Here is a 15,124-nt window from a genome sequence, read left to right on the forward strand (position 1 = left end):
GGTTCGGCCCGATCAATGGAGGAATACATGCGTTCGAGGCAGGAATGGCGGCAGGCCCGCGTCATCGACATCGCCCATCCGACCGAGGACGTGCGCGCCGTGACCTTCGCGGTGAATGGGCCGCTGTCGGCTTTCGATCCGGGCTCGCACACCAATATCCGCGTCATGATCCACGATGCGCCGGCAATACGGACCTACACGGTCCTGCCCAGCGCGCCGGGCACGCTGAAGATTGCCGTGAAACTGCACCCCAACAGCCGGGGAGGCTCGGCATGGGTGTGGTCGTTGAACCCCGGCGACGTGACGGAGATGACCACGCCGGAGAACCGTTTTGAGTTGTCCTGGCGAGCCTCCCACTATCTGCTGATCGCCGGCGGGATCGGCGTCACGCCGATCTTCGGCATGGCACCCGCGCTCATCAGCGGCGGCCAGAGCGTGCGGATGATCTATGGCGGCAGGAGCCAGGCGCAGCTGGCGTTCCGTGATGAGCTGGAAACATTGCTCGGTGGCGATCTGGAACTGTTTGTCGAGGAAGAAGGGCGCAGTTTCGATCTCGATGCGGAATTTTCCCGCCTGCCCTTGGACGCCGAAAGCTATGTTTGCGGCCCGATCGGCCTGTTGAATGCGTCGAAGGCTGCATGGCAGCGGGCGGGGCGGCCGATGAGCAGGCTCCGCTTCGAGGTATTCGGAGACAGCGGCCACTATGGCGAAAGCGCGTTCTGGGTGGAAATCCCGGCCCTGCGAAAGACCGTCGAGGTGCGCCCAGACCAGAGTATGCTCGAGGCGCTTCTGCAATCCGGCGTCGACATGGTCTATGACTGCCAGCGCGGCGAATGTGGCCTCTGCGCCGTCGGCGTCCTTGATCATGAGGCGACGATTGACCATCGCGACGTGTTCTTCTCTCCAACCGAGCGGGCACAAAATGTCAGAATGTGCGCTTGCGTTTCGAGGGCGCCGGGCGGCACGATCTCGATCGATACTGGATATCAAAGCGCACCACTTTGATTGAGCTTAAATTGGGTTCTGTCGCAGGCTTTTCGGACCGTTTGCGGCCTGATTGATCATGGCATCAATCAACGTTGAAGATCGCAGGCGGTTGATTTCCCCGATCACGATCGATTTCAAGGGTACTCGCCGTCCGAAAGACGTGATTTCATATGCTATGTCTTTCTACGTCAGACGGGCGGTCCCTTCTTGCAGATTTGTTTTTTGCATATCTGCGGGAGGGTGCGGCAAACTTCAATCCGGGCTCAGTTGGCGGAAAACAATGAGGATCCGGAGGCAACCCAAGACGTGCGGACGCAGTCGCGGCCGCTCAATAGCAGGCCCACGTAGTTTTCCGCCAGCACCGTCTCGGCCGCACGAGAATGGGTGAGGTAGTCGAGTTCGGCTTCCTGAATGCGTAGCGGCAAACAAGGTGAGATTCGTATTGCCTCACCCAAGAGTGTTCCCGGAGAATAATGCCGTTGCCTCACTCGGATGTTCTCGAATGCCTCACGGGTTGTTCCGATCGTGTCCCCGCACCTGGTGCAGGTGACGGAGGTAGCGAAGCCGCTCGCGAGCGCGCCCCTCAATAGCGCTGTAGCGAGCGGGCGGCTTCGCGGGCGGTCATCATGTTTTCCGGTGGGGTCGGTTGTCGAAGGCCAACCTGGCGGTAAGAGCGCGGATGCCGATCCTGTATTGTTCGGTAATGATCTCACTGCACGACCTCTATAATTTCCGTCTGCCGCGCGGCATCGGCGAATGGCCCGAACACCAGCGCATTGGCCTGTGTACTGCGCCAGATTTTCATTCGGCGCTGCACGGTCCGAATGAGGCCGTCGGGATACACGCCGGGGTATTTGACCTGCAAGCGTTCAAGCAACTCTCGCGAAGTTCGCCAAGGCTCCGCCTCGAACCATTCCTCGAGTTCGGCAGTGACGGCGAGTAGAGGATCGGGCCTCCGCCGCTCTCGCTTGGCCGCTGGCTTGGAGCGGGCAGTCGGTTTCACTTCACCACCACGCCAAGCAATCCGTAAGCCAGAAAGAAAGTCTTCGAGCGGTAAGGCCTCGCCGTCGGTGGCAGGCGAACCATCAGGCTTGTCAGCAATTTCGACCAATCTCTCTTGTGCCAGGCGTATGTCGCGGAGCAGCCGGACCGGATCGAGCTCAGGTACATCGCCTTGAGCCAAAGGCATGTATCCTCCGGCGTGCGTGGGTCGTCAAGCAGCCGCTGAAAGGGTGTGGCGGGACGATGATAGCGCTTGATCACCTTGGCTCCGTCACGGTGCTTTTCTTTCAGCTTGAATGATCGCTGAAAGAAATTCACGAACAACCGCATTGAGGAATAAAGCTTGGCCAGCTCCCGGGTGGCTCGCAGCCCCTCGAAGCGTCGGTATCCAACGATCTTGCGCACGATCGCGCCATTCTTCTGCTCGACAAATGCCTGATCATTCTTTCGGTAAGGGCGGCAACGGGTAAGTTCGATATTATCGCGCAAGCAATACTCATGAACACTCTCGTTCATGAACACACTGTCGTTGTCGGTGTCGAAGCCCAGCAGCGGGAACGGCAGCAACTTGCGCAGTTCGGCCAACGCAGTGATCAGTACCGTTTGCTCGCGAACCAGCAGCGGCGCGCATTCCGTCCAGCCCGTGGCTATATCGGTCAACACCAGCGTTTGCGAGAAGGCACCCCTCGCGTACGGGCCGGAATGAAAAACGAGATCAGCCTCGACAAAGCCGGGTGCGGGGTCATCCCAATCCGAGAAGGTTCGAACGGGAACACTACGCCGAATCGCTGTTGATCCTTTCCGGCGCCGCGGACCTGTGGCGCTCGCTTTAATCTCCTTGAGGACCCGATCAATCGTCGCTGGGCTCATCGCCAAGAGTCGCCGGCGCGTCTCGCTATTCATATCGCCGTGTCCATGACGTTCCATCGCTTCGATCAGTGTTGGCAACAGGGGGTGTAGTCGCTTGCCGCAAATTCGATCCGACGCCTCCCAAACAACGACGAGCGCTGCCCGCACGTCGTCGCCGTAAACCCGGCGCCCTGGCCGAGGACCACCCTTCGCCGGTTCGCGTTCTCCTCGCAGCAGTCGCATCGCATGCTTGCGATGAAAGCCCGTGAGCGCCACGAACTCGTCTAACATCCTCGCCTTCTCGGCCCGCCCGCCTAACACATAGCGACAACTGATCGCTGCCACCAATTCCGCACGTGTCGCCATGCTTACCTTCCTCATCACAGCTCCCGAGGTTGATTCGTCGGGAGCAATTTAGATGAGGCAATAACCCATTCTCAGGGAGCAGTTCAGGCGAGGCAATGCGCCACATTCAAACAACGTGACAACGCCGTCTGCCCTCTTCGCGCCCGATGACGCGAAGCTGGCCGAGTGGCTGGCCAAGACCATGAGGATGGTGGCAAGGACCACGAATTGCCCGCCGACATGGGGGATCGTTCGTCCCGGCCGAAGGACGAGCCCACGCCGGACCGCGGAGCGGATCGCTGAGGAAATTGTCTCGCTGCGCCTTTCACTAAGAGAAAATTCAATGAGGCACGAAAGGCCTTCCGCGCGGCAGCATATTGACTATTGACCGGCCTGAATAACGCGTCTATATCGTCCTGACAGAATACGGACGTCATACATATAGAAAACCGTCAGGTGGCAATTGTGGGACATTTTGAGAATCTGCGCATGGTCAAGGGGTCCGACCTCCTTGCTCGGCGATTGAGAACGAGGGGGTCGAGGACATCTTCGGCGTCTCCGGCGAGTAAACCCTCAACGTCGTCGCTCCTGCTCCATCTGCATCAAGTGGGCGTCGTCCTGTCACGACGGGGACATCGGCGCTCTCCCAAAAGAAGGATACTGTCGGCCCGCACCCGCAGAAGCCATTTCAGAAGACGAGATCACCAGCGTTTATTGTCCAACAGATGGAACACGCGCCGCGTTGTGAAATCGAAGCAACTCGACTTGATCCTTAACACGCTCATTCCTGGCGCACGAAGCGGGGGGAAACACTGTGGAGAAGAAGAACATGACCTCTAGTTTGAATAGCGGCTCTCCAGCCCCGTTGATCGACGTGCAGGACTGGCTGCGCGGCGATCCGCTTTCCAACTTCCAGCCCGGCAAGATATACATCCTTGAGTTCTTTTCGACTACCTGTGGACCTTGCGGGCCGGCGCTGTCCGACGCGGCGCAGCTGCAGGAGGAATACAGCGACATGGGAGTTGAGGTCATCGGGGTCGCAGCAAATGAGGAAGCTGCTACGGCTGACGAGGCCCGAGCTCAGGTGGACGCATGGGTAACCAAATGGCTCCCGAATACGAACATACGGATCGCGTTCGAACACTCAGGCGAAATGGCTAAGCATTGGCTGGAAGCCAGCCTGATTTTCCATGTTCCACAGGCGTTCATTGTCGACCGAGACGGTAGCATCGCCTTTATCGAAGATTCGAACTCACTCGAGGACGTTCTGCCAAAAGTGATTGACGGCAGTTGGCGCACCAGCGCGAAAGCGAAAAAGGCCGACAAGGAGCGGATTGCTGAAGGCGAGACTTATGCTGCGGAGATAGCGTTCCGTGATCGAATCTCGGCGGCGATAGAGATTAAGTGAGATGATCGGCTTTGCTGCTGAACGAGTAACGGAGGTGGACGCTGGCGCCTCCATGCCCGGCAAGCAAACTTCGCGCGGGACGGAAATAATGCCGAGCTCTTCAGGCTGCTGTCAGTTATGCCGGCTAAACGACTGTTATTGACATCAGAGGAAGGAGGACAGTGGCGACCAAGCCGTATTTGTGCAAACGCCAAAGAAGCGGAAGAGCAACCCCTCATCGGGAGAGACTGCTGCGTCGTTGCGGGCGCATCTCGGTGGCCTGCTGCCGGACTACATGGTGCCGTCGGCCTTCGTGCGGCTTGAAGCACTGCCGCTGACGATGAACGGCAAGCTCGACCGCAAGGCGCTGCCGGTCCCCGACGACGATGCCTATGCGCGTCGGGCCTACGAGGCGCCGCAGGGCGAGATCGAGACGCTGCTGGCCGGGATCTGGGCCGAGCTTCTCGGCGTCGAGCGGGTCGGGCGCCACGACAACTTCTTCGAGCTCGGCGGCCACTCATTGTTGGCGGTTCGCCTGCTCGTCCGGCTGACCGAGGCCTTGGCAGTGGAGCTGCCGCTGGCGATCCTGTTCGCCAAGCTATAGCGCGACGATCAGGATGAGACGCCGCATTGCCTCGCCTGAACTGCTCCCTGAGAATGGGTTATTGCCTCATCTAAATTGCTCCCGACGAATCAACCTCGGGAGCTTTGATGAGGAAGGTAAGCATGGCGACACGTGTGGAATTGGTGGCGGCGATCAGTTGTCGCTATGTGTTAGGCGGGCGGGCCGAGAAGGCGAGGATGTTGGACGAGTTCGTGGCGCTCACGGGCTTTCATCGCAAGCATGCGATGCGACTGCTGCGAGGAGAACGCGAACCGGCGAAGGGTGGTCCTCGGCCAGGGCGCCGGGTTTACGGCGATGACGTGCGGGCGGCGCTCGTCGTTGTTTGGGAGGCGTCGGATCGAATTTGCGGCAAGCGACTACACCCCCTGTTGCCAACACTGATCGAAGCGATGGAACGTCATGGACATGGCGATATGAATAGCGAGACGCGCCGGCAACTCTTGACGATGAGCCCAGCGACGATTGATCGAGTCCTCAAGGAGATTAAAGCGAGCGCCACGGGTCCGCGGCGCCGGAAAGGATCAACGGCGATTCGGCGTAGTGTTCCCGTTCGAACGTTCTCGGATTGGGATGACCCCGCACCCGGCTTTGTCGAGGCTGATCTCGTTTCTCATTCCGGCCCGTACGCGAGAGGTGCCTTCTCGCAAACGCTGGTGTTGACCGATATAGCCACGGGCTGGACGGAATGCGCGCCGCTGCTGGTTCGCGAGCAAACGGTACTGATCACTGCGTTGACCGAACTGCGCAAGTTGCTGCCGTTCCCGCTGCTGGGCTTCGACACCGACAACGACAGTGTGTTCATGAACGAGAGCGTTCATGAGTATTGCTTGCGAGATAATATCGAACTCACCCGTTGCCGCCCCTACCGAAAGAACGACCAGGCATTTGTCGAGCAGAAGAATGGCGCGATCGTGCGCAAGATCGTTGGATACCGACGCTTCGAGGGGCTGCGAGCCACCCGGGAGCTGGCCAAGCTTTATTCCTCAATGCGGTTGTTCGTGAATTTCTTTCAGCCATCATTCAAGCTGAAAGAAAAGCACCGTGACGGAGCCAAGGTGATCAAGCGCTATCATCGTCCCGCCACGCCTTATCAGCGGCTGCTTGACGACGCACGCACGCCGGAGGATACATGCCTTCGGCTCAAGGCGATGTACCTGACGCTCGATCCGGTTCGGCTGCTCCGCGACATACGGCTGGCACAAGAGAGATTGGTCGAAATTGCTGACAAGCCTGATGGTCCGCCTGCCACCGACGGCGAGGCATTACCGCTCGAAGACTTTCTGTCTGGCTTACGGATTGCTTGGCGTGGTGGTGAAGTGAAACCGACTGCCCGCTCCAAGCCAGCGGCCAAGCGAGAGCGGCGGAGGCCCGATCCTCTACTCGCCGTCACTGCCGAACTCGAGGATTGGTTCGAGGCGGAGCCTTGGCGAACTTCGCGAGAGTTGCTTGAACGCTTGCAGGTCAAATACCCCGGCGTGTATCCCGACGGCCTCATTCGGACCGTGCAGCGTCGAATGAAGATCTGGCGCAGTACACAGGCCAATGCGCTGGTGTTCGGGCCATTCGCCGATGCCGCGCGGCAGACGCAAAACGTAGAGGTCGTGCAGTGAGGCTCTTACCGCCAGGTTGGCCTTCGACAACCCGCGGAAAACATGATGAACGCCCGCGAAGCCGCCCGCTCGCTACAGCGCTATTGAGGGCGCGCTCGCGAGCGGCTTCGCTACCTCCGTCACCTTGCACCAGGTGCGGGGACAAGATCGTAACAACCCGTGAGGCATTCGAGAACATCCGAGTGAGGCAACGGCATTATTCTCCGGGAACACTCTTGGGTGAGGCAATACGAGTCTCACCTTGTTTGTCGCCGCGCAGCCAAGCCAACATTGGCCGAGCTAGCCCGTGAATCTTCCATCAGCTTGATTACTCAAGAATTTGATAGCCACCAACTTCGGAAACTGCTTTCTTCCAGGAGTCTGAAATGACGCATTTTGTCATCGACCAATTAGAAGAACTGGATTCAGACGGCTTAGCTAAGCTCTTTTCCCTGGCCAGAGCGCGAAGTCGAGGCAGCAACCTAAAAGCCACACTGATCCCGAAAATCAGCCGTGATGGTGCGCTTCCGCTGTCCTATTCGCAGCAGCGTCTCTGGTTCTTGTCACAGTTGGACGAAGACAGCACGAACTATAACATTCCCCTGGGGTGGCGACTGCAGGGCAGGCTCGACGGTGTCGCCTGGCGGCGCAGCCTTGACCGCCTGTTTGCCCGTCACGAGGCGCTGCGCTGCACGTTCGTTGCCGGAGAGGATGAACCGCAGGTCCAGATTTTGTCCGGGGACAGGGGATTGCCGTTGGTCGAGCACGATCTGCGGGAGAGGCCGGATGCGCAAGCCGCGCTTTTGGATCTGTGCCAAGAAGAGGCGCGCACGCCTTTCGATCTGGCGCGCGAGCCGCTGATCCGCGGCCGGCTGATCCGGCTGGCGGATGAGGAGCACGTCTTTCTGCTGACGCAGCATCACATAGTCTCGGACGGCTGGTCGATGGGAGTGCTGGTGCGCGAGCTCAGCAGCCTTTACCGCGCGTTTGAGGCTGGAGAGGACGATCCTTTGCCGCCGCTGGCGATCCAGTATCCGGATTATGCCGCCTGGCAACGGCAATGGTTGTCCGGCGAGCGGCTGCAGCGTCAGGCGCAGTATTGGCGCGACACCCTGTCTGGCGCCCCGGCCCGTCTGGCGCTGCCGACGGACCGACCGCGGCCGGCACAGCAGTCGTTTGCCGGAGCCAGCGTGCCGGTTGTCATCGATCGGGCTCTGACGCGCGGGCTCAGGCGGCTGAGCCGGCAGCATGGCACGACGTTGTTCATGACGGTGCTGGCGGCCTGGGCTGCGGTGCTGTCGCGCCTGTCCGGGCAGGACGATATCGTGATCGGTGTGCCAACGGCCAATCGTCGTCACCGCGAGCTCGAGGATCTGATCGGTTTCTTCGTCAACACGCTGGCGGTTCGAATCGATCTGTCCGGCGAGCCGAGTGTATCAGATCTCCTGGAACGGGCGCGGCGCGCGGCCTTGACTGCACAGGATCATCAGGACCTGCCGTTCGAGCAGGTGGTGGAGATCGTTCAGCCGCCCCGGGCTCTCGATCGCACGCCGTTGTTCCAGGTGGGACTGGCCTGGCAGAACAACACCGTCGGGTCATTGGACCTGCCGGGGCTGCGGGTAGAGGCTGCGGGCGAGGGGCTTGATCAGGTCAAGTTCGAACTGGAACTGAACCTGGGAGAGCAAGGCGAGGTCATCGATGGGACTCTGGGTTATGCGACGGCGTTGTTCGACCGGGCGACGATCGAGCGGCAATGTGGGTATCTGCTGGCGCTGCTGCGGGCGATGGTTGCCGATGCCGATAGGCCGGTGCGCGAGCTCGACATTCTTCCGGCTGAGGAGCGTAGTTACCTGCTGGAGGAGTTGAACCGGACGGAAGCGGACTATCCGTTGGATCTTTGCGTGCATGAGCTGTTCGAGGCGCAGGTGCGCCGGGCGCCCGACGCGGTCGCACTGGTCTTCGAAGAGCAGTCGATCTCCTATGGCGCGCTCAATGCCGATGCCAACCAGCTGGCCCATCATCTGATCGGGCTCGGGGTGAGGCCGGACCAGCCAGTGGCGATCTGCGTCGAGCGCAGCCCGGCGATGGTGGTGGGACTGCTGGCGATCCTCAAGGCCGGCGGCGCCTATGTGCCGCTCGACCCGGCCTATCCCAGCGAACGGCTGCGGCAGTTGCTCGACGATGCCGGCCCGCGGCTGCTGCTTTGCGACGCAGCCGGCCGCGCGGCGTTGGGCGCCGAGGCAATCGCCAATCTGAGCGTGGTCGATCTCAATGCGGCCACGCCCGCCTGGGCCGACCAGTCCGCTGACGATCCCGACCCGCATGCCCTCGGCCTGACAGCGCGCCACCTCGCCTATGTCATCTACACATCGGGATCCACCGGCACGCCGAAGGGCGTCATGGTCGAGCATCGGAACACAGTGAACCTGCTGCATTGGAGTGGCGGCGTGTTTGCCGAATCAGAGATCAGGCGCACGCTATTCTCGACCTCGGTCTGTTTTGATCTGTCCGTTTACGAGTGTTTCCTTCCGCTTTCGCAGGGAAGCAAGCTGTACCTCGTCGAGGATGCACTGAAGCTGGCCCGAACGTCCGTGGATGCCTCCTTGATCAACACGGTCCCCTCGGCGATTACCGCTCTGGTCAACCAGAAAGCCGTGCCGGCATCGGCAAGCGTCATCAATTTGGCGGGCGAGCGGGTGAAGGCAGACCTAATCGAGAGGATATTCGAGAGCACGCGCGTCCAGAAGATTTGCACTCTGTACGCCCCTTCGGAGACAACGACGTACTCGACTTGGATTTGCATGCCGAGGGGACAGGCTGTTGTCGAAACGATCGGCCGTCCGATTGCGAACACGCGGATCTATCTTCTGGACGGTCATGGCGCACCCGTTCCGTTTGGTGCGGTTGGCGAGCTTTATATCGGCGGGGCGGGGGTGGCTCGCGGCTACCTGAACCGTCCGGATCTGACGGCGGAGCGGTTCCTGGCGGATCCGTTCAGCGGCAAGGCCGGCGCCCGGATGTACCGGAGCGGCGACCTTGCGCGCTACCTGCCGGACGGCAATCTCGAGTTTCTGGGCCGCAACGACGACCAGGTGAAGATCCGCGGCTTCCGCATCGAGCCGGGCGAGATCGCCGCCCGGCTGCTGGAGCATGAGCTTGTCGGCGATGCCGCGGTGGTGGCGCACGCGGATGCGGGGGGCGACAAGCGGCTTGTCGCCTACGTGGTTGTGAAGACGACGGACGGTTCGGCCGAAGCCGATGGCGCCGGGCTTGCTGCGTCGTTGCGGGCGCATCTGGGTGGCCTGCTGCCGGACTACATGGTGCCGTCGGCCTTCGTGCGGCTGGAAGCACTGCCGCTGACGGTGAACGGCAAGCTCGACCGCAAGGCGCTGCCGGTCCCCGACGACGATGCCTATGCGCGTCGGGCCTATGAGGCGCCGCAGGGCGAGATCGAGACGCTGCTGGCCGGGATCTGGGCCGAGCTTCTCGGCGTTGAGCGGGTCGGGCGCCACGACAACTTCTTCGAGCTCGGCGGCCACTCATTGTTGGCGGTTCAAATGATGGAGCGTCTGCGGCGGCTGTCGCTCGGGGTCGAGGTTCGCACCGTATTTGCAAAGCCGATGCTTGCCGATCTGGCGGCCAATCTTGGCAGCCACCGGGAGGTGGCGGTGCCTGCCAACCCGATCACGGAACAGAGTACGGCGATCACGCCGCAGATGCTGCCGCTGATCGATCTTACCCAACCGGAGATCGACCGGATCGTGTCGACGGTGCCCGGCGGCGTCGGCAATATCCAGGATATCTATGGCCTGTCGCCGCTGCAGGACGGCATTCTGTTCCATCATTTGCTGGCAACCCAGGGTGACCCCTATCTCCTGGTGTCGCAGATGGCCTTTGCCGAGCGGGGTGTGCTCGATCGCTACCTTGCTGCGGTTCAACAGGTGGTCGACCGCCACGACATTCTGCGCACGGCCTTTGTCTGGGAGGGTCTGTCGAGCCCGGCGCAGGTTGTCTGGCGCAAGGCGTCCTTGGATGTGCTCGAGGTCGAGCTGGAGGGCTGTGATGGTTCCGGCGCCGATGAGCTCAGGCGGCGGTTCGATCCGCGCCAGTACCGTCTCGACCTTGGCCGGGCGCCGCTGATGCGGTTCGTGATCGCGCGCGAACCGGGCAGTGGGCGCTGGCTGCTTTTGGTGTTGCAGCACCATCTGATCGGCGATCATACGACGGCCGAAGTGATGTATGCCGAGGTCCGGGCCGTGCTGCAGGGGCGCGCGCATGAGCTTGCAACGCCGCAGCCGTTCCGCAACCTGGTGGCGCAGGCGCGGCTTGGCATGGATGCCAAAGCGCATGAAGCGTTCTTCCGGGAGATGCTGGCCGACATCGACGAGCCGACGCTGCCGTTCGGTCTGAGCGAGGTCTACGGCGACGGCCGCGGATCCCGCGAGGCACGGCGGATGCTGCCGGAGGCGCTCAACGATCGGCTGCGCCACCAGGCGCGGCGGCTGGGGGTGAGTCTGGCTAGCCTTTGCCATCTGGCCTGGGCCCAGGTGATGGCGCTGAGCAGCGGGCGCGAGCAGGTGGTGTTCGGCACGGTGCTGTTCGGCCGCATGCATGCGGGTGCCGGCGCCGACCGTACCATGGGCTTGTTCATGAATACCTTGCCGTTGCGGCTGGATCTGGATGAGACCGGGGTCGAGGAAAGTGTGCGTATCGCCCACGCCCGTCTGGCCGAATTGCTCTCACACGAGCATGCCTCGCTGGCATTGGCGCAACGCTGCAGCGATATTGCCGCACCAGCGCCACTGTTCAGTGCGCTGCTGAACTATCGCCACAACACGCCGGCCATGGCCGGCGAGGGAACAAGCGACGTGCTGTCCGGCATGGAATGGCTGGGGGACGAGGAACGGACCAACTACCCGCTGACATTGTCGGTGGATGATTTTGGTCAGGAGCTGGGGCTCACGGCGGATGCGGTCGAACCGATCTCCGCCGATCGGATCTGCGGCTACATGCAGCGGGCGCTCGAGCAACTGGTCGACGCGCTGGAGCAAGCGCCCGATAGGCCGGTGCGCGAGCTCGACATTCTTCCGGCTGAGGAGCGCAGCTACCTGCTGGAGGAGTTGAACCGGACGGAAGCGGACTATCCGTCGGATCTTTGCGTGCATGCGCTGTTCGAGGCGCAGGTGCGCCGGGCGCCCGACGCGGTCGCACTGGTCTTCGAAGAGCAGTCGATCTCCTATGGCGCGCTCAATGCCGATGCCAACCAGCTGGCCCATCATCTGATCGGGCTCGGGGTGAGGCCGGACCAGCCAGTGGCGATCTGCGTCGAGCGCAGCCCGGCGATGGTGGTGGGACTGCTGGCGATCCTCAAGGCCGGCGGCGCCTATGTGCCGCTCGACCCGGCCTATCCCAGCGAACGGCTGCGGCAGTTGCTCGACGATGCCGGCCCGCGGCTGCTGCTTTGCGACGCAGCCGGCCGCGCGGCGTTGGGCGCCGAGGCAATCGCCAATCTGAGCGTGGTCGATCTCAATGCGGCCACGCCCGCCTGGGCCGACCAGTCCGCTGACGATCCCGACCCGCATGCCCTCGGCCTGACAGCGCGCCACCTCGCCTATGTCATCTACACATCGGGATCCACCGGCACGCCGAAGGGCGTCATGGTCGAGCATGCAAGTGTTCTCAATGTTCTACGCGCTCTTTTAGATGTATCGGGCCTCACAGAGCGCGATTCACTCCTCGCGTGCGTATTTCGGAAGAACGGGACAGTCGTTTCACTAAATCGCGGACAGTGGTTTCACTAATTCCGGGACAGCATGGTGTGGTCGATTTTCGCCTGCCTGGTTGAAGTCATGAGCGATTGATTTCGCCGTTTTCAGCGCCGGTCAAGTGGGATGGTGTTTTTTGCCGTCGCATGCTGTCGCCTTCAAGGGCAATGCGGTGCGCATTGTGGATGATCCGATCGAGGATTGCGTCTGCGATGGTCGGTTCTCCGATCATGTCATGCCACTGGGCGACAGGAAGCTGCGCGGTGATGAGCGTTGATTTCCGGCGATAGCGTTCCTCGAAGATTTCCAGCAGGTCGAGGCGTTGTTGATCTGTGAGCGTGTGCGTTCCCCAGTCGTCGAGGATCAGCAACTGGACGCGGGCGAGTTTGTCGACCAGGCGTGGAAAGCGGCCGTCAAGCCTGGCAAGGCCCAGATCTTCGAACAGACGCGGCATACGCAGGTAGAGGATGGAATGATCGAGCCGGGCAGCCTGACGGCCGAAGGCGCAGGCGAGCCAGGTTTTTCCCGTGCCGGTCTGGCCGGTGATGATCATATTCTCATGTGCCTTCAACCACGCCCCTTGCGCAAGCGACAGAGTGTTGCGGCGGTCGAGACCACGATGAGCGGCAAAGTCGATGTTCTCGATGCAGGCGTCGGGAAAGCGGAGCTTTGAAGCTGCAAGCCGGTTGGTCAGGCGCTTGTCGGATCGCAGAGCCGTTTCCCGATCGAGCATCAGGCCGAGCCACTCGTCGCGGCTGAGATCGCTGCTGTTGTTCTGAGCGGCAAGTTCGCGATAGGCCGTTGCCATTCCGGCAAGGCCAAGGGCCTGCATCTGATCGAGGGTTGGATGTGTCAGCATGGGTCTTTCCTTTCCTTCACTGGTAATAGGAGCCGCCGCGGATGTTGGTGTGCGGCGGGGTGGGTTTTGCCGGGTCTGTCTGGGGTTTGGTTCGATCGAGACCGGATTTGAGAATGGCGGCGACAGAGGAATAGGTGATGGAGTTGATGACCAGCGCCCGCTCGCACGCCGCTTCCAGGCGATCCGTCTCGTAACGGCGGGCAAGGGACAGAATGCCGAAGGCCGAGCGATATCCTTGTTCGGGATGAGGACGATCGCGCATCATCCGCTCGACCAGAATGGCGGTGTTCACCCCGATCCTTGCCGCCTGGTTCAAAAGCGATGCCGGCGTCGTGTTGGCATAACGCTGGTGGGATTTGGGCATATGCTCGTTGACCGTCACATGCCCGGATCGCTGAGAACGCCTGATATGGCTGGCAATCCGCTTGTGATCGAGAAATACCTCGACCACCCGGTGGGTCAGACGCACATCAACCTGTCGGCCGATCAAGCGGTGCGGCACAGAGTAGAAGGTCTTGTCGACCTCGACATGGTAATCGGGATGGACCTTCGCCGATTTCCATTCCGCATAGTCGAACGGCGTTGCTGGCAGCGGCGCAAGCGCCTTTCTCTCTACCTCCTCGAACAGGTCTCGGCGCGACTTTCCGATGTGGCGCATCGGGCGGTTGTTCAAGTCGTCAAGCAGAACCGAGATCGCGGCATTCAGATCAGCCAGACTGAAGAAGCGTCGGTTTCTGAGGCGAGCCAATATCCAGCGCTCGACGATCAGCACTGCACCTTCGACCTTGGCTTTGTCACGCGGCTTGCGGCTTCTGGTCGGCAGGATGGTCGTATCGTAATGTTCGGCCATAGCAGCGAAGGTGGCGTTGAGCGTCGGCTCGAACCACAGCGCCTTGGCGACGCCTGCCTTCAGGTTGTCGCACACGATCGCCTTCGTGACGCCGCCGAAGAAGCTCAGCGCGCGTTCCTGGCCCTCGATCCAGTCCGGCAGTTTCTGGCTGAAGCTGGCACAGGCGAATGTCAACGACGAGGCGGGAAGCATCGCCACAAAGATTTGTGCCGAATGGATGACGCCGGTCGAAGGGTCGATGATGGGGATGGTGTGGCCGGCATAATCCGTCTGCATCACCGCGCCCGCCTCATGACGGTTGCGGAACGTCGCGTGAGCGCGGCGTTCGAAGACGGCAAAACGGTCGCAAAACCATGTGTAGCCGTAGCCGTCGGGATGGCTCGCCCTGTATTCCTGCCAGAGCAGCGTCAGCGTTACACCCTTGCGCTTCAGCTCGGCGGAAACGGACCGCCAATCCGGCTCGACCAAGTCCTGTGGCGGCCGGCCAACGCGCCGGAAAAGATGTCGCTCCAGCGCGGCATCATCGTCCAGGCCCGCAGGCAACGGCCAGACCGAAAGTCCGGTCTCCCTCGCTCGCAACAGATACGTCGCCACAGAGGTTTTGCTGATCTTCAGGCGTTCCGAAACGGCGCGAACCGAAAGGCCCTGCTCGTGCGTCAGTCGCAGTATCGATCGAATGTCTTTCACTGTCGTTCGTCTCGCTTGCTTCCGTCTTGGCATGGCCCCTCTCAACCGATGATGAGGAGGCAATCTGCCAGAACGGCGCTTGCGAAAATCGACCTTAAATCCACGTCCGAGACTGTCCCGGAATTAGCGGAATCGCTGTCCCGTATTTACTGAAATCGCTGTCCGCGAATTACCGGAAT

5 protein-coding genes and 3 pseudogenes are annotated in these 15,124 nt (G+C 61.3%); 5 read left to right on the plus strand and 3 right to left on the minus strand.

Features of this window, described 5'->3' with window-relative positions; genetic code table 11:
* Window positions 1–27 precede the first annotated feature (27 nt).
* Window positions 28–1,005 (plus strand): PDR/VanB family oxidoreductase, encoded by a 978-nt coding sequence (locus BA011_RS39085; protein WP_064245951.1) that lies wholly within the window; start codon window positions 28–30, stop codon window positions 1,003–1,005.
* Between the two features lie 691 nt (window positions 1,006–1,696).
* Here BA011_RS39085 and BA011_RS39090 read toward each other — a convergent pair.
* A pseudogene (locus BA011_RS39090) lies at window positions 1,697–3,219 on the minus strand (transposase).
* A 778-nt stretch (window positions 3,220–3,997) separates the two neighbouring features.
* Between BA011_RS39090 and BA011_RS39095 the strand changes: the two are divergent.
* The 4 genes and pseudogenes from BA011_RS39095 to BA011_RS39110 all read left to right on the plus strand — a co-directional run.
* Complete coding sequence (locus BA011_RS39095; RefSeq protein WP_237352848.1) at window positions 3,998–4,591, plus strand: TlpA disulfide reductase family protein; 594 nt, start codon at window positions 3,998–4,000, stop codon at window positions 4,589–4,591.
* A 229-nt stretch (window positions 4,592–4,820) separates the two neighbouring features.
* Window positions 4,821–5,165, plus strand: a pseudogene (locus BA011_RS39100) (phosphopantetheine-binding protein); the annotation flags it as partial.
* Window positions 5,166–5,281: 116 nt separating this feature from the next.
* Window positions 5,282–6,805, plus strand: a complete 1,524-nt coding sequence (locus tag BA011_RS39105; RefSeq protein WP_065279116.1) for an ISNCY family transposase — start codon at window positions 5,282–5,284, stop codon at window positions 6,803–6,805.
* 365 nt (window positions 6,806–7,170) lie between these two features.
* Window positions 7,171–12,585: pseudogene (locus BA011_RS39110) on the plus strand (non-ribosomal peptide synthetase); the annotation flags it as partial.
* Between the two features lie 46 nt (window positions 12,586–12,631).
* Here the strand turns inward: BA011_RS39110 and istB are convergent.
* Together istB and istA are read right to left on the minus strand one after the other, a co-directional pair.
* Window positions 12,632–13,408 (minus strand): IS21-like element helper ATPase IstB, encoded by a 777-nt coding sequence (istB, locus tag BA011_RS39115; RefSeq protein ID WP_065279981.1) that lies wholly within the window; start codon window positions 13,406–13,408, stop codon window positions 12,632–12,634.
* 16 nt (window positions 13,409–13,424) lie between these two features.
* Entirely contained in the window at window positions 13,425–14,978 is a 1,554-nt protein-coding gene (gene istA / locus BA011_RS39120) for an IS21 family transposase (RefSeq protein WP_065279982.1), read from the minus strand.
* Window positions 14,979–15,124 lie beyond the last annotated feature (146 nt).

The organism is Rhizobium leguminosarum (assembly GCF_001679785.1).
Taxonomy (GTDB): Bacteria; Pseudomonadota; Alphaproteobacteria; order Rhizobiales; family Rhizobiaceae; genus Rhizobium; species Rhizobium leguminosarum_R.

Bases quoted from the DNA above. Each gene is read 5' to 3' on its own strand.
- BA011_RS39085 (WP_064245951.1), top strand. From the start codon at position 28: ATGCGTTCGAGGCAGGAATGGCGGCAGGCCCGCGTCATCGACATCGCC.
- BA011_RS39105 (WP_065279116.1), top strand. From the start codon at position 5,282: ATGAGGAAGGTAAGCATGGCGACACGTGTGGAATTGGTGGCGGCGATC.
- istB (WP_065279981.1), bottom strand. From the start codon at position 13,408: ATGCTGACACATCCAACCCTCGATCAGATGCAGGCCCTTGGCCTTGCC.
- istA (WP_065279982.1), bottom strand. From the start codon at position 14,978: ATGCCAAGACGGAAGCAAGCGAGACGAACGACAGTGAAAGACATTCGA.